This is a genomic window from Ensifer sp. Root1252 (assembly GCF_001425885.1).
Classification (GTDB): domain Bacteria; phylum Pseudomonadota; class Alphaproteobacteria; order Rhizobiales; family Rhizobiaceae; genus Ensifer; species Ensifer canadensis.
This window is the reverse complement of sequence record NZ_LMDT01000002.1, coordinates 115,884-133,201: the sequence shown is the minus strand read 5'-3', so window position 1 is coordinate 133,201 and position 17,318 is coordinate 115,884. Positions and strand designations below refer to the sequence as shown.

The following is a 17,318-nucleotide window of genomic DNA, read 5'->3' as shown; positions in this document are numbered from 1 at the left end:
CGCGCGGCGCTGTCAGCGGGCGGAAGTATCTCCGGGGAGGGGACGTGGCACAACGAATCCTGAAGCTCGTGCAGAGCGAGGAACTCAGGCGGTCGAAATCCGACAAGCTGATTGCCCATTACATCGAGCGCAATCTGGCGGAGATCCCGTTCGAAACGGCAAAGTCGATCGCAAGCCGTCTCGAGCTGTCGCCGATGACCGTCGGGCGCTACCTCCGGCGCATGGGCTTCGACGGCCTCGACCAGCTGAAGCACGAGCTGCGGCGCGGCAGCTCCAACCCGGCCTGGCAGGTGAAGGGTCCGGTCGACAGGCTGCGCGAAGACATTCGCGAGGGCAAGCTGCTTGCAGGCTTGATTCAGGAGCAGATCAACAATCTCGGCATGGTCTACGAGTTGACGACCTCGCCGGAATGGCAGCAGGCGATCGACGCGCTGATCGGTGCCAGCGAAGTCTATGTCGCCGCCTATCAGAACGTGCGCGGTATCGCTCAGTATTTTGCCAGCCAGCTCTCCTATACCCGCTCGCGGGTGCAATTCGTCGATGGCCTGAACGGAACCTATTCGGAACTGCTCGATGGTTCGGTGGAGGGCCGCGTGCTCTTTCTGCACGACGTGCGCCGCTTTGCCGCCAAGGCGAAGCCGCTCGCGATGGAGGCGCGCCGGGCCGGCGTCAAGGTCATCCTCTACACGGACGAATATTGCCCCTGGGCAGCAGAGGTGTCGGATATCTGCCTTGTGGTCCCGGGCTCGCATGGCCCCCTGTGGGATGGTGCTGCCACGACTATTGCCGTCATGGACCTGATGCTCAGCAACATCATCGTCGTCCTGGGTGACGAGGTCAGCGAACGGGTCGGCATGCTGACGCGGCTGCAGGATGTGTTCGGCGATTTCGAGGCCTGAACGGTGCGAAGGGCGCTTCGCTTGCGCTCCTTCCCTCGTCGTCGCGGGAGCTCTGTTGCCTCGCTTCCCGGAAAGCTTCCCCACCGGTCGCCGTTGAACGTCGAGGCCGCCAGTGAATGTCATGCTGCCCGGGCCGATGCGTCGCTGCCGACAACCTTGCAGCCGCCCGCGCCTTCGACCGCCGTTCTGCAATGAGCGGCAGCACGGCGTCCATTCCTTTGCGGGTCTTTGCAAAGATTTTTGTCGGCGACGTTCCACACTGTCGCAAGCGCCAGTTTTCTGCCCACTTTGGCGTGGATTTCGTCCGATAGCCGCGGGAAACCCTAGAGATTAGACTGATTTTCGAGTGCTGGGCCAAGCCTTGCAGAGCCTTGCAAGGATTCTTGCGGGTGTCGCCTTGACTGCAAGGTCGTTTGCTTGAACGATGTGTCATGCAAAGAAACTTGTAGAGCGCCATGACACTCATCGATCGCATAAAGGCACAATCGAAAAGGCTGACCGAGGCCGACCAAAAGCTGATCGCGACGATGCTCGAGAACCGGGCGGAGGCTGCGTTTCTGTCCGGCCCGCAGCTGTCGCAGCGGGCCAGCGTTCATGAGGCGACGGTCACCCGTTTGGCGCAGAAGCTGGGTTACCGCGGCTTTCCGGATCTGCGCGCACAGCTGCAGCGCGAGGTGCTTGATGATCAGGATGCCGCGACCCGCATGCGCCGCTCGGTCGCCAAGGTCGAGCACGGCGATTATCTGACCGATCTGATTGCCGCGGAGATTTCGGCCCTGGAAACGCTCGCGCGCTCGGTGCCGCAAAGTGATGTGGATCTCGCTGCCGACATCATCTTCGAAGGGCGCCGGGTGTTCGTGTTTGGCCAGGGGCACGCACAGTCCGTCGCCGGCTTCCTGCAGCGTCGCCTCGACCGGTTCGGCATGACGACGATCGCGCTCACCGGCCGCGGCCGGGACATCGCCGAGCGCATGGTCAGCATGGACAAGAGCGACGTCGTCATTGCGCTCGCCTTTCGCAAGCAGCCGCAAAGCTATGCGCCGCTGGTGCAGCATGCCCGGCGCGTCGGCGCGCGAACGATTTTGATTTCGGACCTTGCCGGACCGCTGATGGAGCCGATTGCGGACTTGATGCTGGCCGCGCCGCGGGGGCGTTCGGGAAGCGAGTTTCAGACACCGACCATCCCCTTTGCCATCGTCAACGGCATCGTCCTGACGATTGCCGGCAGGCATGAACGCGAGGTGATCGGCAGGCTGGAGAAACTGTCGGAGCTGTTCAACGACTTCGATTGACTGGGGAAAATGGAGGAGGAAACCATGTTGAAGCGACTGATGAAGTCCGCGCTTGCGGCCTGCGTCGTGCTGCCCACGGCAGCAATGGCGGCAGATCTGGATAGCATGACGCCCGAACAACTGCTGCCGCTTGCGCAGAAGGAGGGCAGCGTCACCGTCTTTTCGTTGTCGAGCCGGATCGCCAAGATCGAGAAAGCCTTCGAGGAGGCCTATCCGGGCGTCGACCTGATCGGCCTCGACATGAGCTCGACAAAGCAGATCGCGCGTCTGGAGGCAGAGCAGCAGGCAGGCGTTCATGCCGTCGACGTGCTCTATATCGCCGACACGCCCGTCGTCTTCAGCAAGCTTCTCGAAGCCAAGCGCATCGTCAACTATGTGCCGCCGCGCGTCGCCGCCCAGATCGACGATCGCTACAAGGGGCCGCTGCTCACCCAGCGTCTTTCGACCAAGGTGCTGATGTACAACGAGAAAGCCTTTCCCGGGGGTTCACCGGTTACCAACCTGTGGCAGCTGACCCAGCCGGAGTGGCAGGGCAAGGTGCTGATGGTCGATCCGAGCCAGCGCGGCGAACTGCTCGACCTCCTGACGGAGATTGCGCTCCATCCGGATGAGATGGCCGCGGCCTACAAGGCGCAGTTCGGCAAGGACATTGCCGTTGATGCCGATCTTCAGGGCGCCGGCGAGCAGTTCATCAAGGACCTCTTTGCCAACGACCTGATCCTCGTCCCCAATAGCGACGTGCTCAACAAGTCCGTCGGCGATGCCACTGCCAAGAACCCTCCCGTCGGCTTCGGCACCTATTCGGACCGGCGTGACAATGAGAAGGAAGGCTGGGCACTGCAAGTCGCCAACAATGTCGAGCCCGCCAACGGCATCCTGTTTCCGGCCGTTCTGACGATTGCTGAAAAGGCGCCGCATCCGGCCGCCGCCCGGTTGCTGATCGACTTCATGTTCGGCGACGACACGCCGACGGGAGGTGCCGGCTTCGAGCCGTTCAACGTTCCCGGCGACTATGCCACGCGCACGACCATCGCCCACCATCCGGACTCCGTCAAACTCGGCGAGCTGAAGGCCTGGACCATCGACCCGGCAAAGACCGCCGCTGCCCGCGGGCGCGTCTCCGATCTCATCATCACGCTTCAATAATGGGCTGCTTGCCGGTGCAACTACAGTGCCGCGCGTCTTATTGGAGGCGCAAAGGTCGCTGTAGCGCTTTGAATTGCTCCATGTTTTCATCCTTAAATCGAATAGGATTTAAGGAAACAGGCAGTAGGGCCGCGCCGGCAAACGCCGAGGTTCGCAAATGACATCGACATCAACCTTCGTGCCATCGGGCGGTAGCCGGCTGCTCCGATCAGGTTTCATCATGCCGGCCATCCTCATTGCCATCGTCGCCATTCTGGTGGTGGCGCCTCTCCTCCGCATCCTCGTGTCGACGCTGACACCGGCAGGGATCGAAGCGTGGCAGGCGGTGCTTGTCAGCCCGCTGTCCTTCAATCTTTGGTGGCGGCCGCTGTTCAACACCATGGTTCTCGGCTTCGGCGTTGCCAGCGGCTGTCTCATTCTTGGCGGGTTTCTCGCCTGGCTGGTGGTCTTGACCGACGTGCCGGGACGCCGCCTGCTCGGGCTGATGGCAAGCTTGCCCTACATGATCCCGAGCTTCGCCGCGGCGCTTGCCTGGGGAACGCTGTTTCGAAACTCACGGCTCGGCGGCTCCGCCGGCTTCTTCGAAACCAATGGCCTTGCCATTCCCGACTGGCTCGCCTGGGGGCTGGTGCCGACCGCGATCGTGCTGATCGCTCACTACTATTCGCTGGCCTATACGATCATCGCAGCGGCCTTGAGCTCGGTCGGAGCCGATCTCGTTGAAGCGGGCCAAATGGCGGGTGCGAAACGCCCGCGCATCTTCTTCGGCATCATCCTGCCCGTCGTCACGCCAGCGCTGATCGCCGCCGCCTCGCTCACTTTTGCTGGTGCCGTTGCCAATTTCGCCGCACCTGCGCTCCTGGGATTGCCGGTGCGCATGCAGACGCTTTCGACCCGCCTCTTCGGCATGATCGAAACCGGCCAGAACGAGCGCGGCTTCGTGCTTGCGCTGTTGCTGATCGCCGTTTCAGCACTGTTCCTCTGGATATCGGACCGCATCGTCTCCGGCCGCAAGGCCTTCATCACGGTCACCGGCAAGGGCGGACGCACGAAACGGTTTCCCCTTGGCGCCTGGCGCTGGCCGCTCTTTGCCGTAGCCGTGCTCATCGGTCTGCTGACCACGGTGACGCCGGTCCTGGTGCTTGCAGCCTCAAGCCTTGCGCCTCAAAGCGGGGCCCTGTTTTCGAACTGGACGCTGCATTTCTGGATCGGCGAAGGCGGCGGCGAAATTGCCCAGGGGCAGGCGGGCATCTTCCGCAATCCCGTGCTGATCGACGCGATCTGGAATACCATCCGCCTCGGCCTTGTCGTCGCGCTGACGACAATGCTGCTCGGGCTGGCGCTCGCCTATACGATCGTCCAGCGACGCGGCAGTCTGCTCGCCACGATCCTCAGCCAGCTTGCCTTCGTTCCGCTTCTGGTGCCGAGCATTGCCTTTGCGGCGGCCTACATCGCCCTCTTCGGCGCGCCAATTGGTCCGCTGCCTTCGTTATACGGCACTTTCGCGCTGCTGGTGATCGCGGCGTCCGCCCACAATCTGCCCTTTGCCGTGCAGTCTGGTCGGTCGGTTCTTGGCCAAATCTCAGCGGATATCGAGGAAAGCGCGCGGCTGACCGGGGCGGGTCTGCTTCGCCGATTGTTTGCGATCATCTTCCCCTTGGCGATCCGCGGCCTGTTTGCCGGCGCGATCCTCGTCTTCGTCAAGATGGTGCGCGATCTCTCGCTGGTCGTGCTGCTGTTCACCGCGACGTCGCCCGTCCTCAGCATGGTCGCTTATCGTTACGCTGCCGAGGGCTTCATGCAGTTTGCCAACGCCATCACCCTCGTCATCCTTTTTGTCTGCCTTGCGGCCTCGTTTCTGGCCCACGGCCTCCAGAACCGCGTCCAGAAATGGAAAGAGTCATGAACGCCCTAGCAACCGGCGCTGCGGACGCCATTGAGATCCGCAACCTCGTCAAACGATTTGGCGCCTTCACCGCCGTCAAGGATGTCAACATCTCGGTTCCGGCTGGCTCGTTCCTGGTGCTCGTTGGCCCGTCCGGGTGCGGCAAGTCGACATTGCTCAGAATGCTGGCGGGCTTGGAGGGGCCGAGCGAAGGCGAGATCGCCTTTGTCGGCCAGACGGTCTCCAGTGGTGCGGGAGGCGTCATCGCCGACGCCGGCCGCCGCAACGCCGGCCTCGTCTTCCAGAGCTACGCCCTTTGGCCGCATATGACCGTCGCCGGCAACATTGCCTGGCCGTTGAAGGTCGCGCGATGGCCGCGCGAAAGACGCGACCGCCGCGTCAAGGAGGTGCTTGCCCTACTTGGCATTGGTGCCCTTGCCGAACGTTATCCTGCGGAAATCTCCGGCGGCCAGCAGCAGCGCGTGGCAATCGCCCGCACGATCGCGCCCGAACCCAGCATCCTGCTGTTCGACGAGCCGCTGTCGAACCTCGATGCCAAGCTGCGCATCGAGATGCGCAGCGAATTGATGCGCATCCACCGGGCAACGGGCGCCACGTCTGTTTATGTCACCCACGATCAGGTGGAGGCGATGACCATGGCGACGCATGTGGCCGTGCTCAACAATGGTCGTGTCGAGCAGTTCGGCAAGCCGATCGAGTTGCTGCGCAACCCGGCAACGACCTTCGTCGCCACCTTTCTCGGCACGCCGCCGGCCAACCTCTTACCGGCGCGCCGGGTGGGAGAGACTTTCGTGTTCAATGATACGCCACTGGTGTCGGGCTCGATCGCCGCTGGCCATCCAGAGGTGCAGCTTCTCTATCGGGCCGAGGACGTCTGCGTCGGCGCGGTGCCGGACAAACCGTCGGTCACCGCGCGGTTTGCCGAGGCAGCACCGATCGCCGGACGCACGATGGTCACCGCCATGCTCGGCGATCTGCGCATCACCGGCATGGCGGAGGGTTACTTCAGCGCAATGCCCGGGGACGCCGTCACACTGTCATTCATCAGGACCCCTGACGCTGTCTTTGCCGTCAGCGGAGAAAGGATAAATCAATGAGGCTGATCCTCATGCGCCATGGCGAAACCGAGTGGAACGCCGAACAACGGCTGCAGGGCCAGGACAACTCGCTGCTGTCTGAACGCGGCGTTGCCCAGGTCCGGCGTTTCCGCCCCTATGCCAAGGCGCTGCAGCCCGCCCGTATCATCGCATCGGATCTCGGCCGGACACGGCAGACCGTCGCGCTGATCGGACATCCGGACGCGCCGTCCGACGAGCGGTTTCGCGAGCTCGACATGGGCGAGTGGACGGGGCGTCGCAAGCCGGAGCTGATCGCCGAGCGCCCGGAGGACTACACCGCCTGGCGCGCCGGCACCTTCACGCCCGCCAACGCCGAAACCTGGATCGCCTTTCGCAATCGCGTCGCCGACGGGGTTCGTGACTGGATGTCGCGCACGGATGGCGACCTGCTGGTGGTCGCCCATGGCGGGGTCATTCGCGCAGCCTGCCACGAGTTTCTGGACCTGCCGCCCTCGCGCGTCGTTCCCGTTACCCCCGGCACGGCAACCATCCTGAACTTCCCCGTGCCGGACCGATCTGCTGCGCAGCTCGAAGGCTACAACATCGGATCTGTCGCTCCCGACATTTCCGTCGCCGATTGATCGCTTCGAGCGGAAGGGCCTCGCTGGACATGAATTCCGGAACGTTTGTCATTGTGGAGCTGCTCGGCGGCGTCGCGCTCCTCCTCTGGGGTGTGCGGATGGTTAGAACCGGCGTCATGCGCGGATGGGGCGATCGGCTGCAGCGGTTCGTCGAGCAGCGCCTGTCCAACCGGCTGACCGCATTCGGTGGCGGCATAGCCGCCACCGCCGTTCTCGGCAGCGCCACGGCCATGGCCCTCATTATCGCTGGCCTGGCTGGTGCCGGTGCGATCGGGGCGACGACCGGCCTTGCGGTTCTCCTCGGTGCCGATATCGGCTCGGCGTTCGTATCCGGCCTTTTCGCATCGGGCTCGTCGCTGGCAACGACGATGGCGCCGCTTTTTCTGTTTGCCGGCTATCTCACCTTCGGAGCGTCGGGCGAGTTTCGCCCGCGAAACGCCGGCCGCATCATGATGGGCCTCGGCCTCATGCTCCTGGCGCTGAAGGTCATCGTTGCGGCGACCGCTCCCCTGCGGGAGGCAACGCTGTTTCACGATGTTCTCGCTGCGATCGCCAACGAGCCGGTGCTCGGGTTCCTCGTCGGCGCCGGTCTCGCCTGGTTCTGCCATTCAACGCTCGCGGTCATTCTGTTGATCGCTTCGCTGCTGACCAATGGCAGTCTGGAAGTGGTCGGTGCCGTGCCCCTGATCCTCGGCGTCAATTTCGGCGGCGGCCTGCCGGCCGTCAGCGCGACCCTCGACCAGCCATCCATCGCCCGAAGGCTCCCGGTCGCCAATCTGCTTTGCCGCGGCCTTCTGGCAATCGCGCTGCTGCCGTTGGCGCGACAGATCGTCGATGTTGCCGCCGGTGTGCCGCTGGACCCCTTGCATGTCGCGGTCGGACTCCATGCGGCGTTCAACTTGACGGTCGCCGCCGTGTTCCTGCCGATCTCGCCCGTCGTCGTGCACTTCGTCGACCGGTTGATCCCCAATGCTTCGGCCGCCGATGATCCCTTGGCCACACCGCGCTATCTCGACAGCGCTTCGTTGACGACGCCGGCCGTCGCGCTTTCCAATGCGACGATGGAGACAATACGGATGAGCGAACTGCTGGAGCGCATGTTCAAGATGTCGCTCACGGCACTGTCGTCCAGTCGGCTGGAGACATTGAAGGAGGTCAACGCCATCGATTTCAAGCTCGGCACCTACATGGCGTCGGTCCATGCCTATCTCGGCCGGCTGGCCCAGGGCGAACTGTCGGGTGGCGATACGCGCCGCGCTTTTGAGATCATGCTTTTTGCCAGCAATCTCGAACATGCGGGTGATGTGATCAAGCTCAACCTCGCCGACCGCATCCGGGCAAAGATCAAGCAGGACATCCAGTTGGCGCCGAGCCAGCGCGAGGCCCTCGATATGCTCTGCGACGAGGTCGCGGTGTCATTACGCCTTGTGCCGGTGGCTCTTTCGTCGCGCGACGTCGGCGCTGCCGCCCGCCTGGCATCCCAGAAAGATCGCTTCCGCGCGCTCGAGGAGCGCGCGATCAATGAGCATCTCGGCCGGGAAGGCATGGAAAAGGGCATCAGTCTTAGAAGCAATGCTCTGTTCATCGATCTTATTGGTGACCTGCACCGGATCAATTCGCACATAGCAGCTGCCGCTTACCCGCTGATCCAGGCGGCCGGCCTGTTGAACACCACCCGTCTTCGCACGTCTGCCCTGAGCGAGCGATTGGCGTGAGAGCCGGCTCGGGCGTTTTCAATGGCAGGAGACTCAAGCCGGGAGCGGCACCGGCACCGGCACCGGCGCCGGTCACTTTATCGGTCGTGGCGCCGTTCGGCCCGGTGCCGGAAAATATGGTAGCTCGTCAATGCAGCGCCGAGGGCATCACGAACACGGACATGCCATCCTGCTCGACGGCGCTGAGAAATTCGGCGAGCGCTGCGGCATCCGTTGCGAACAGATCCTCCCAGCGTGTCGACATGCCCTGGGTATCGATGACTTCCAGCGCCCACTCGTTGCCGTCCTCGATCCGGGAGATTTCGACGGTCACAGTGATGCCGTCGCGGGAGAACTCCTGCGAGAGCGGGGACAGGACGATTTTCGGTTCTTCGTTCATGGGGCACCTTTCGCTGTGATGCGGAGACGGTTGGACCGATTTGTCGAACCGACTGCCTCTAGCTACGCCATTGCTGTTAAAGCAATCAAGGCCGTCGTCGGGTTGGGCAAGAAGCTACCCGATCTGCCCTGTTCGAACGCAAGCAGTTCAATCATCGCGTCGCGCGGGATCCGGCACCCGTGACCGCCTGTGTCTAAATGCGAACGCTCGCAGCCAAAAAGAAATCCACTCGCCCGCGTCACGGGAAGCATTGCTGGATCGTCAAAACGATATGGAGCCTGAACGCGCTGTCCGGCACGCCGACCCACAACGTCGGCGATCCTCCATACGGCGTTTCCACGGCTTCGTCGTGCAACAACGGAAAGCAAAAAATGTCGTCTACAACTACAAAATCGCCTATTCGCCTTTTCAATCCACCTGGGCTTTATGATGCATCGGTCAATGGTTACTCCCATGTCGGCCTGGTCCCGGCGGGCGTGCGGCTGGTCTTTGTCGCCGGCCAGGGAGGCGAGGACGTGCAAGGGGCTCTCGATCCGGATTTCCGACTGCAGGTCCGCCAGGCGCTCGCCAATCTGCGCAGCGCGCTTGGTGCCGCGGGCGCTGATACAAGCGACATCGTCAAGCTGACGGTGCTGATCGTCGACCACTCCGAAGAACGGTTGCATATCTTCGGCGCTGAAATGGAAGCGGCGCTGGGTGAGGGCGCAAAACCCACATGCACACTGATCCCGGTGCCGCGGTTGGCGCTTGACGGGATGCTGTTCGAGATCGAGGCTGTTGCCGCGCTCGGCTAACCGGAACCATCGCGGGCGCAGTGAGTGGCGCCCGTTCGACCCTTCCGGGCCGAGATCTTGCCGATTGGCGGTCCGCTCACAGGTTTTCCCGGGTTAAATCCGGCCCGCTCGCCACAGGTTGTTGACAGTGCGGGAAAGTGATGGCGCGATGGGCGCTCGGTCTTCCCTTTCGCCAAAAGTTCCGGGAGAAGGGCTGATGGCATTGCAATACGACATGTTTGTTTCGTCCGATCCGGACGAGAAGGGCGCACGCTCCAAGCGCGCGTCCTCACGCGCGGCTGCCGGCATGAGCGCCGGCGCCATGGTCGATCATCTAGAGGCGACGGGTCGCTACCGCGTTCTGCAAAAGCTGGAGCCGCGCCCCGTCGTGGCCGCGCCGCGCGCCGAGTTTCCGCTCGTCGGCGTCATCCTCGACACCGAGACCACCGGCCTCAACCATCGCAAGGACGAGATCATCGAGATCGGCGTCATTGCGTTCACCTTTGACGCTCACGGGGCCATCGGCGACGTGATCGACGTCTATGGCGGTCTGCGGCAGCCGAGCGGCTCCATTCCAGCCGAGATCACGCGCATCACCGGCATTACCGACGAAATGGTCGCCGGCGAAACCATCGATGTTGCCCGGCTTCAGGCGATCATTGAGCGCGCCGATCTGATCATGGCCCACAATGCCGGGTTCGACCGGCCGTTTTGCGAAGCTTTTTCGCCGATCTTCGAGAAGAAGGCCTGGGCCTGCTCGGTCTCCGAGATCGGCTGGAGCGACCGCGGCTTCGAGGGCACCAAGCTCGGCTACCTCATTGGCCAGGCGGGATATTTCCACGACGGCCACCGCGCCGTCGACGATTGTTTTGCCCTGCTCGAGGTGATTGCGGGCCCAGCCGATGATACGCAAGAGACACCTTTTGCCGAGCTCTACGCGGCAAGCCAGCGATCGCGCGTTCGCCTCTATGCGGAAAACAGCCCCTTCGAGATGAAGGATCATCTGAAGGGCCGCGGCTACCGCTGGTCCGACGGCAGCGATGGGCGCCCAAAATCCTGGTGGATCGAGATCGGCGAAGAGGGGCTGGACGAGGAGCTGCGCTACCTCAGAACCGAAATCTATCGCTGGAACGAGGCCGATCCGCCGATGGTGCGGCTGACAGCCTTCGACCGCTTCAAGGTGCGCTGAGCCGCCTGACCGGCGCTCCACGCATGGCTGGTCTGCGAAGTCAGATCTACGAAATCGGTAGGTTTCTTGTATAGTCAACTCATCGAAGCGATGCATCTCCTCCCGCAGGACTTCGAGTGTGCAAGTGCTTTCTCCTCCTCCCAAAGAGCGCTTGCCGGAATGGCGACACTCCTCCTCCCGGTTGCCATTCAATCCTTTTGAAAGCCTGCCGCACCTCCTCCCGCGGCAGGCTTTTTTCTTTTGGCATGGGATAATCTTCAGAAAGAAAGTTCCAGCTGCGAGCGGGCTTCTTCCTCGTTGCCATTGAGCGACGATAGCGTGACCCCCAGCAGGCGTACGCCGCGCTTGAACGGATGGACCGATACCAGCAGCGAAACCGCAACCTCAAGGATCTCGGACGCTCCTGCGACCGGTGTGCCGAGCGTCCTGCTGCGTGTCGCCTGGGTAAAGTCTGAGTACTTCACCTTGACGGTCACCGTCTTTCCGCTCATCCCCTGCGCCTCGCAGTAGCGCCAGACCTTGTCGGCCAATGGCAGCAACTCGGCGCATGCCGGTTCGAACTCGAAAATATCCTCGACGAATGTGTCTTCCGCACCAACCGATTTGCGCACCCGGTCTGGCTGCACCCGCCGTTCGTCGATGCCGCGGGCGATGCCGTAGAAATACGGCCCGGACTTGCCGAAATGCTCCTGCAGGACCGCCAGGGTCTGCTGCCGCAGATCGAAGCCGGTTTCGATACCCAGGCGCTTCATCCGCTCGGCCGTTGCCGGCCCGACGCCATGGAACTTTTTCACTGGAAGCGCTTCGACGAAAGCCGGCCCGTTCTTGGGCGTGATGACGAACAGCCCGTCCGGCTTTCGCTGGTCGCTCGCCATCTTGGCGAGGAACTTGTTGTAGCTGACGCCGGCCGAGGCCGTCAGGTTCGTCGTTGCCTTGATCTTCGCGCGGATCTCCTCGGCGATCTCGGTCGCGATCTCCATGCCCTTCAGATTGTCGGTCACGTCGAGATAGGCCTCATCGAGCGACAGGGGTTCGATGACAGGCGTATATTCGGCAAAAATCTCGCGGATCTGCTGCGACACGCTCCGATAGACGTCGAAGCGCGGCTTGACGAAGATGAGGTCAGGGCATTTTCGCTTTGCCGTCACCGAGGGCATGGCGGAATGGACGCCATATTTCCGCGCCTCATAACTTGCCGCGGCGACAACGCCGCGCGCAGCCGCGCCGCCGACAGCAACCGGCTTGCCGCGCAGCTCCGGATTGTCGCGCTGTTCGACCGAAGCATAGAAGGCGTCCATATCGATATGGATGATCTTGCGCTGCCGCTCCGTTCCCGTCGCATCGGCTGTAGTCTGTCTTCCGATCACGTTGTCGCTAGGCTCGGCCACGTGCCGCTCCTTACTTCCACATGGTCCGCATGCGCGCGCCGACATCGATGCGGATCTGCCTGGCGCTGCGCTCGGACGCTGAGGCGCTGACCACCGGCCAGGATGCCGTCTCGAAGAACTGCAGGAGCGTTGCCGGAATGAACCGCGTGCGCGAGGCGTAGACGTGGCGATCGCCCTGCGCATGCTGGCCGCTCGTGAAGAACCGTTGCGGGGTGATCAGTGTGAGGCTGTCCTTTGCCCGTGTCATGCCGACGTAGAGCAGCCGGCGCTCCTCTTCGATCTCATGCGTGGTGCCGACGCCAAGATCGGAGGGGATGCAGCCGTCGACGACATTGAGCATGAAGACCGAGCGCCATTCCTGCCCCTTGGCCGAATGGATCGTCGAAAGGATCAGATAGTCCTCATCAAGCAGCGGCACGCCGGCCTGGTCGCTGGTCGCATCAGGCGGATCGAGCGTCAGTTCGGTCAGGAAGCGTTCCCGGCTCGGATAGCCGCCGGCGATCTGCTCCAGTTGCAGGAGGTCGGCCTTTCTGGTGTCGGCATCCTCGTGGATGCGGTCGAGATGCGGCTCGTACCATTCGCGTGCCTGGGCAATTTCACCCGGCCAGCCGCCTGCCTGTTTGCGCAGCCCTTCGATCAGGGTGACGAAATCCCGCCAGTTGTCGCCGGAACGCGGCGGGGCGGGGATCTCCCCGAGGGCTGCCAGCGGTTCCGGATCTGCGGCGATCGCGTCAAGGATCTTGCCGGCAGTCTGCGGGCCGACACCGGGGATCATGTGCAGCAGGCGAAAGCCGGCGACCCGATCCCTCGGGTTCTGCGCAAACCTGAGCACCGCCAGCATGTCCTTGACATGGGCGCTGTCGAGAAACTTCAGCCCGCCAAATTTCACGAAGGGGATATTGCGCCGGGTCAGCTCCACCTCGAGCGGCCCGCTGTGGTTCGACGAGCGAAACAGCACCGCCTGCTGCTTCAGCGTCATGCCGATCTCTCGGTTCTCCAGAACCTTCTCGACGATATAGCGCGCCTGGTCGGCTTCATCCGCGACCGCCAGCAGCTTGGGCCTTTCCGCCGACTGCCGCTCGGTCCAGAGGTTCTTGGTGAAGCGTTCCCGGGCGAGATCGATGACGCCGTTGGCAGCGGCAAGGATCGTCTGGGTGGAACGATAGTTTCGATCAAGCGTGATGACGTCGGCCGGAGGGGTGAACTCGCCCGGAAAATCCAGGATGTTGCGCACTGTCGCTGCCCGGAACGAATAGATCGACTGGGCATCGTCGCCCACGACCGTCAGGCCCCTGCCGCCTGGCTTCAACGCCATCAGCACGGATGATTGAAGCCGGTTGGTATCCTGATATTCGTCGACCAGCACATGGTCGAAACGGTTGCCGATGTCCTCGGCCAGTTCCGACACGCTGACGGTCTGCGCCCAGTAGAGCAGCAGGTCGTCGTAATCGAGCACGTTCTGCGTCTGCTTTGCCTCGACATAACAGGAAAACAGCTGCTTCAACTGCTCCTCCCAACCGGAAACCCAGGGATAGTGCGCGCGCAAGACCTCGCTCAGCGGCGTCTCGGAGTTGACCGCCCGCGAGTAGATCGACAGGCAGGTGCCCTTGGTCGGGAAGCGGCTCTCGGTCTTCGAGAGGCCGAGCTCATGCCGGACAAGGTTCATCAGGTCGGCACTGTCTTCCCGGTCATGGATCGTGAAATCGACATTCAAGCCGATTTGCTCGGCATAGATGCGCAGCAGGCGCGCGCCGATGCCGTGGAATGTTCCGGCCCAGGTGAGCGCATCGGTGGCAACAGTGGCGTTTGCCCCAAGCACCTGGGCGCAGATGCGCTCGACCCGTCGCGCCATTTCGGAGGCCGCACGGCGCGAAAACGTCATCAGCAGGATGCGGCGGGGGTCGGCGCCATTGACGATGAGGTGGGCAACACGATGGGCGAGCGTATTCGTTTTGCCCGACCCGGCGCCGGCGATGATCAGGAGTGGCCCTGCAATCGTTTCGCCGGGTGCGGTTACGCCAAATTCGACGGCATCGCGCTGTCGATCATTCAATTTTTCCAGATAGGCCGCCGCCACGCCGAAGTCCCCGGTAAGTCTCTGCCGATTCTACCTCTCGCGCTGAACGCTGGCACCGATTGCTCGGCCCTGCGGGCGACGCCGAGGCATCCCCGCGCTCGATATGAGAGATTCACGACGGGGAACGAATTAGGAACATATCAGCCGCAGATCACATTGCAAAGGCCCGGTTGGCAATGGCTGAAATGCCCATCGGTTTCCGGTCGCAAAATGCCGGGCTAGCGTTACCGCAATCAATCCCGCCCGTGGCGACTACCGAAGCGCCACGTTTGCGGCTATCTCTGTGGGCGAAATATCGCCCATCAAGCGCATCCCAAAAGAGCCCGCCCACCCCGTGACATCAAACGATCTACAAGCAGACGATCCGCCTTCTGACACGCCGCCCTCCGACGCGCCGACCGCGCGCATGCTGTCCTGGGCGCGCAATTCGGCGGTCTATCGCCTCGAACGACAGATGATGACGGAGAAACAGTTGTTCGACGCCATCACCCGGAAGGCGCGACAGAAGTTCGAGGATATCAGCCAGCAGCAGCTCAAGGCCGTTGCCGAGTTCGCGGTCAAGTTCGCCTATGATCTGAATGCCCTGAACGACGCGGATTATGCGCAGCTCAGCACGCAGTCGGCGGTGCGCAGCGGGAAGTCGAAACGGGCGATTGCGCAGAAGCTTTCGGCGAAGGGCATCGACAGGGAAACCGCCGCCGTGGCGCTGGAGGAGACCGACGATCTGTTTGCTGCCGTGGTCTTTGCTCGCAAGCGCGCTTTCGGCCCCTTCCGCCGCGGCGAGCTCGACGACAAGCGCAAGGCCAAGGAGCTGTCCGCATTCGCTCGCAACGGTTTCGGGTTCGAGATAGGCAGAAAAGTGTTCGAGATGAGCTCGGAGCAGGCCGAGAGTGTGCTGCGGAAGGACGCTTTCACCTAAAGCGCGTCGCGATTTCCAGGATTCGCTTGCGCGCTTTAAGCTCTTGTTTTTGTGCATGTCGTCATCGCAAAACCGCTGCGCACTTTTGCGCGATATGCTTTAGACCAACTGCTGGGCTGAACGCGACATGCCGCTTCCGTCTGCCGTCAGGATGACTCCCCGCTCGCGCCCGACCGGGTGAATTTTGCAACACTCAGTTGGCGGCGAGCGACTGGCGAGGATCATCCACCAAAGAGATCGGCTTTGACCACATTTCGGTCACGAATGGGACCAACAGCCACAACTCTCTCCTCGCATACATCCAACCCGGAATAAAAAAGTGTCTTTTCAATTGTCCCGCCGATCACTGCTTGCAGTGGTCGCAAGCTCTATTTTGAGCGCCTGCACACAGGTCCCCAAGCCCGGTCTCGAGCCAAATGCCGCCGACAAGACCAGCAAGCACGTCATCACCCCGCCAGAGAAGGCCCCGATCGAGCTTGAGCGCAAGGATGAGCCGGCGCCAAAGCTCGATTACGCCCAGATCTACGGTCCGGTCAAGGACGAGGGCTATGATGTTCCGGGGGTGCAGTTCGATGCGATAAAGCCGGAATTCCTGCGGCAGGAGGTCGCCTATGCGACCAACGAGCCGGCCTATTCGATCGTCGTCGATACGCAGAAGATGTTCCTCTACTGGGTGCTGCCCGGCGGCAAGGCGATCCGCTATGGCGTCGGTCTTGGCGCACAGGGACGCGCCTGGAAGGGCAGGGCGGTCGTGCACTGGAAGCGCAAGTGGCCGCGTTGGACGGTGCCGGACGACATGGTCGCGCGCCAGCCGCACCTGAAGAAATATGGCATCGAGGCGGGCGGCATGGATCCGGGCCTCAGCAATCCGCTCGGCGCGCGGGCGATGTATATCTTCCAGGATGGCCAGGATACGCTCTACCGCATCCATGGGTCGCCGCAGTGGCGCTCGATCGGCAAGAACGCTTCGGCCGGTTGCGTGCGGATGCTGCAGCAGGACGCAATCGACCTCTATAATCGCGTCCGGGGAAAGACGCCGCTGCTCGTCATCTGAGGCCAGCTGTCGACCGTGGGAGCGTTGAATGCTCCCACGGTCGACATCGCCGGTCCTAATAAATCGGCGGGGGTGCGCCGGGGATGCCGCCTTCGCCAGGCAGGAGATTGTCCTGCGGCTGGGCCGGTGTTTGCGCCGCCATTCCGCCGCCCGAAAGGTCCGTCACCACGACCGGCGTGCCGTTCGGCACGCGGTCATAGAGATCGACGACGTCCTGGTTGATCATGCGCACGCACCCCGACGACACCGACTGGCCGATGGTCCACCATTCCGGGGAGCCATGGATGCGGTAAAGCGTATCTTCCCCGTTCTGGAAGATATACATCGCGCGGGCGCCAAGCGGGTTCTTCAACCCCGGCTCCATGCCGCCGGCCTCGATGCTGTACTGCTGCAGTTCCGGCTGGCGTGCGACCATTTCGTTCGGCGGTTTCCAGCGCGGCCAAGGCCGCTTGTACTGGATGACGCCGCGACCGGCCCAGGCGAAGCCGGCCCGGCCGAGGCCGACGCCGTAGCGCATCGCCTGGCCGTTCTCATAGACGCGATAGAGGAAATGGTTGCCGACATCGACAACCAAAGTGCCGGGCCGCTCGCCCGTCGGATCGGGCACCATCTGCCTGTAATATCGCGGGTCGATCTTTTCGTAAGGGATCGCCGGCAGAGGATAGGTTTCTCCCGGCCGTTCGCCATACATCTCGGAGAGCACGGTGTTGGCGGCGGGCACCGGTTCCGGCGCCGGGGCGTATTGCTGTGCAACCCGCTCGCGCGTCGAGCCGCACCCCGCCAAACCGAGCACCGCCATGCCGGCGGAAAGCTTGAGGAAGGATCGGCGGCAGACGTCACGTTGCGGCATGGGGAACCTCAATTACCTGTGTTCGGTGACTA

At 62.8% G+C, this 17,318-nt stretch carries 15 protein-coding genes; 11 read left to right on the top strand and 4 right to left on the bottom strand.

Going from position 1 to position 17,318, the window contains the following annotated elements; genetic code table 11:
• The first annotated feature begins 44 nt into the window (after nt 1-44).
• The 7 genes from ASD02_RS05100 (at nt 45) to ASD02_RS05070 (ending at nt 8,657) form a co-directional block, all read left to right on the top strand.
• A complete protein-coding gene (locus ASD02_RS05100; protein WP_057209938.1) occupies nt 45-899 on the top strand; it encodes a MurR/RpiR family transcriptional regulator in 855 nt (284 codons plus the stop codon).
• A gap of 455 nt (nt 900-1,354) precedes the next feature.
• Nucleotides 1,355-2,191, top strand: a complete 837-nt coding sequence (locus ASD02_RS05095; RefSeq protein WP_082523731.1) for a MurR/RpiR family transcriptional regulator — start codon at nt 1,355-1,357, stop codon at nt 2,189-2,191.
• A gap of 24 nt (nt 2,192-2,215) precedes the next feature.
• Nucleotides 2,216-3,337 carry an ABC transporter substrate-binding protein gene (locus ASD02_RS05090; RefSeq protein WP_082523730.1) on the top strand — a complete coding sequence of 374 codons (1,122 nt, stop codon included), beginning with the start codon at nt 2,216-2,218 and terminating at the stop codon, nt 3,335-3,337.
• 220 nt (nt 3,338-3,557) lie between these two features.
• Entirely contained in the window at nt 3,558-5,243 is a 1,686-nt protein-coding gene (locus ASD02_RS05085) for an iron ABC transporter permease (RefSeq protein ID WP_057221949.1), read from the top strand.
• On the top strand, nt 5,240-6,340 hold the full coding sequence (locus ASD02_RS05080) for an ABC transporter ATP-binding protein (protein WP_057221924.1): 1,101 nt from the start codon (nt 5,240-5,242) through the stop codon (nt 6,338-6,340). Before ASD02_RS05085 ends, ASD02_RS05080 begins: the two co-directional genes overlap by 4 nt.
• On the top strand, nt 6,337-6,942 hold the full coding sequence (locus ASD02_RS05075; protein WP_025429367.1) for a histidine phosphatase family protein: 606 nt from the start codon (nt 6,337-6,339) through the stop codon (nt 6,940-6,942). Before ASD02_RS05080 ends, ASD02_RS05075 begins: the two co-directional genes overlap by 4 nt.
• A 29-nt stretch (nt 6,943-6,971) precedes the next feature.
• Nucleotides 6,972-8,657: a Na/Pi cotransporter family protein gene (locus ASD02_RS05070; RefSeq protein ID WP_057221923.1), complete on the top strand. Its 1,686-nt coding sequence runs from the start codon at nt 6,972-6,974 to the stop codon at nt 8,655-8,657.
• Nucleotides 8,658-8,784: 127 nt separating this feature from the next.
• Here ASD02_RS05070 and ASD02_RS05065 read toward each other — a convergent pair whose 3' ends face one another.
• On the bottom strand, nt 8,785-9,036 hold the full coding sequence (locus ASD02_RS05065; protein WP_025429365.1) for a hypothetical protein: 252 nt from the start codon (nt 9,034-9,036) through the stop codon (nt 8,785-8,787).
• Nucleotides 9,037-9,407: 371 nt separating this feature from the next.
• Between ASD02_RS05065 and ASD02_RS05060 the strand changes: the two genes are divergently transcribed.
• Together ASD02_RS05060 and ASD02_RS05055 are read left to right on the top strand one after the other, a co-directional pair.
• Complete coding sequence (locus tag ASD02_RS05060) at nt 9,408-9,830, top strand: RidA family protein (RefSeq protein ID WP_057221922.1); 423 nt, start codon at nt 9,408-9,410, stop codon at nt 9,828-9,830.
• Between the two features lie 196 nt (nt 9,831-10,026).
• On the top strand, nt 10,027-10,998 hold the full coding sequence (locus ASD02_RS05055) for a 3'-5' exonuclease (RefSeq protein ID WP_057221921.1): 972 nt from the start codon (nt 10,027-10,029) through the stop codon (nt 10,996-10,998).
• A gap of 257 nt (nt 10,999-11,255) precedes the next feature.
• Here ASD02_RS05055 and dinB read toward each other — a convergent pair whose 3' ends face one another.
• Together dinB and ASD02_RS05045 are read right to left on the bottom strand one after the other, a co-directional pair.
• On the bottom strand, nt 11,256-12,386 hold the full coding sequence (dinB, locus tag ASD02_RS05050; protein WP_277996343.1) for a DNA polymerase IV: 1,131 nt from the start codon (nt 12,384-12,386) through the stop codon (nt 11,256-11,258).
• Between the two features lie 10 nt (nt 12,387-12,396).
• On the bottom strand, nt 12,397-14,463 hold the full coding sequence (locus ASD02_RS05045) for an ATP-dependent helicase (RefSeq protein ID WP_057221920.1): 2,067 nt from the start codon (nt 14,461-14,463) through the stop codon (nt 12,397-12,399).
• A gap of 406 nt (nt 14,464-14,869) precedes the next feature.
• Between ASD02_RS05045 and recX the strand changes: the two genes are divergently transcribed.
• Both recX and ASD02_RS05035 read left to right on the top strand, forming a co-directional pair.
• Complete coding sequence (gene recX, locus ASD02_RS05040) at nt 14,870-15,382, top strand: recombination regulator RecX (RefSeq protein WP_057212962.1); 513 nt, start codon at nt 14,870-14,872, stop codon at nt 15,380-15,382.
• Between the two features lie 319 nt (nt 15,383-15,701).
• Nucleotides 15,702-16,436: a L,D-transpeptidase gene (locus tag ASD02_RS05035; RefSeq protein ID WP_057221919.1), complete on the top strand. Its 735-nt coding sequence runs from the start codon at nt 15,702-15,704 to the stop codon at nt 16,434-16,436.
• A gap of 55 nt (nt 16,437-16,491) precedes the next feature.
• Here ASD02_RS05035 and ASD02_RS05030 read toward each other — a convergent pair whose 3' ends face one another.
• Nucleotides 16,492-17,286, bottom strand: coding sequence for a L,D-transpeptidase (locus tag ASD02_RS05030; RefSeq protein ID WP_025429358.1), 795 nt, complete (start codon nt 17,284-17,286; stop codon nt 16,492-16,494).
• Nucleotides 17,287-17,318 lie beyond the last annotated feature (32 nt).

Excerpts from the sequence above, each read along its gene's own strand:
- ASD02_RS05095 (WP_082523731.1), top strand. The coding sequence starts at position 1,355 with ATGACACTCATCGATCGCATAAAGGCACAATCGAAAAGGCTGACCGAG.
- ASD02_RS05090 (WP_082523730.1), top strand. The coding sequence starts at position 2,216 with ATGTTGAAGCGACTGATGAAGTCCGCGCTTGCGGCCTGCGTCGTGCTG.
- ASD02_RS05085 (WP_057221949.1), top strand. The coding sequence starts at position 3,558 with ATGCCGGCCATCCTCATTGCCATCGTCGCCATTCTGGTGGTGGCGCCT.
- ASD02_RS05080 (WP_057221924.1), top strand. The coding sequence starts at position 5,240 with ATGAACGCCCTAGCAACCGGCGCTGCGGACGCCATTGAGATCCGCAAC.
- ASD02_RS05075 (WP_025429367.1), top strand. The coding sequence starts at position 6,337 with ATGAGGCTGATCCTCATGCGCCATGGCGAAACCGAGTGGAACGCCGAA.
- ASD02_RS05070 (WP_057221923.1), top strand. The coding sequence starts at position 6,972 with ATGAATTCCGGAACGTTTGTCATTGTGGAGCTGCTCGGCGGCGTCGCG.
- ASD02_RS05065 (WP_025429365.1), bottom strand. The coding sequence starts at position 9,036 with ATGAACGAAGAACCGAAAATCGTCCTGTCCCCGCTCTCGCAGGAGTTC.
- ASD02_RS05060 (WP_057221922.1), top strand. The coding sequence starts at position 9,408 with ATGTCGTCTACAACTACAAAATCGCCTATTCGCCTTTTCAATCCACCT.
- ASD02_RS05055 (WP_057221921.1), top strand. The coding sequence starts at position 10,027 with ATGGCATTGCAATACGACATGTTTGTTTCGTCCGATCCGGACGAGAAG.
- recX (WP_057212962.1), top strand. The coding sequence starts at position 14,870 with ATGCTGTCCTGGGCGCGCAATTCGGCGGTCTATCGCCTCGAACGACAG.
- ASD02_RS05030 (WP_025429358.1), bottom strand. The coding sequence starts at position 17,286 with ATGCCGCAACGTGACGTCTGCCGCCGATCCTTCCTCAAGCTTTCCGCC.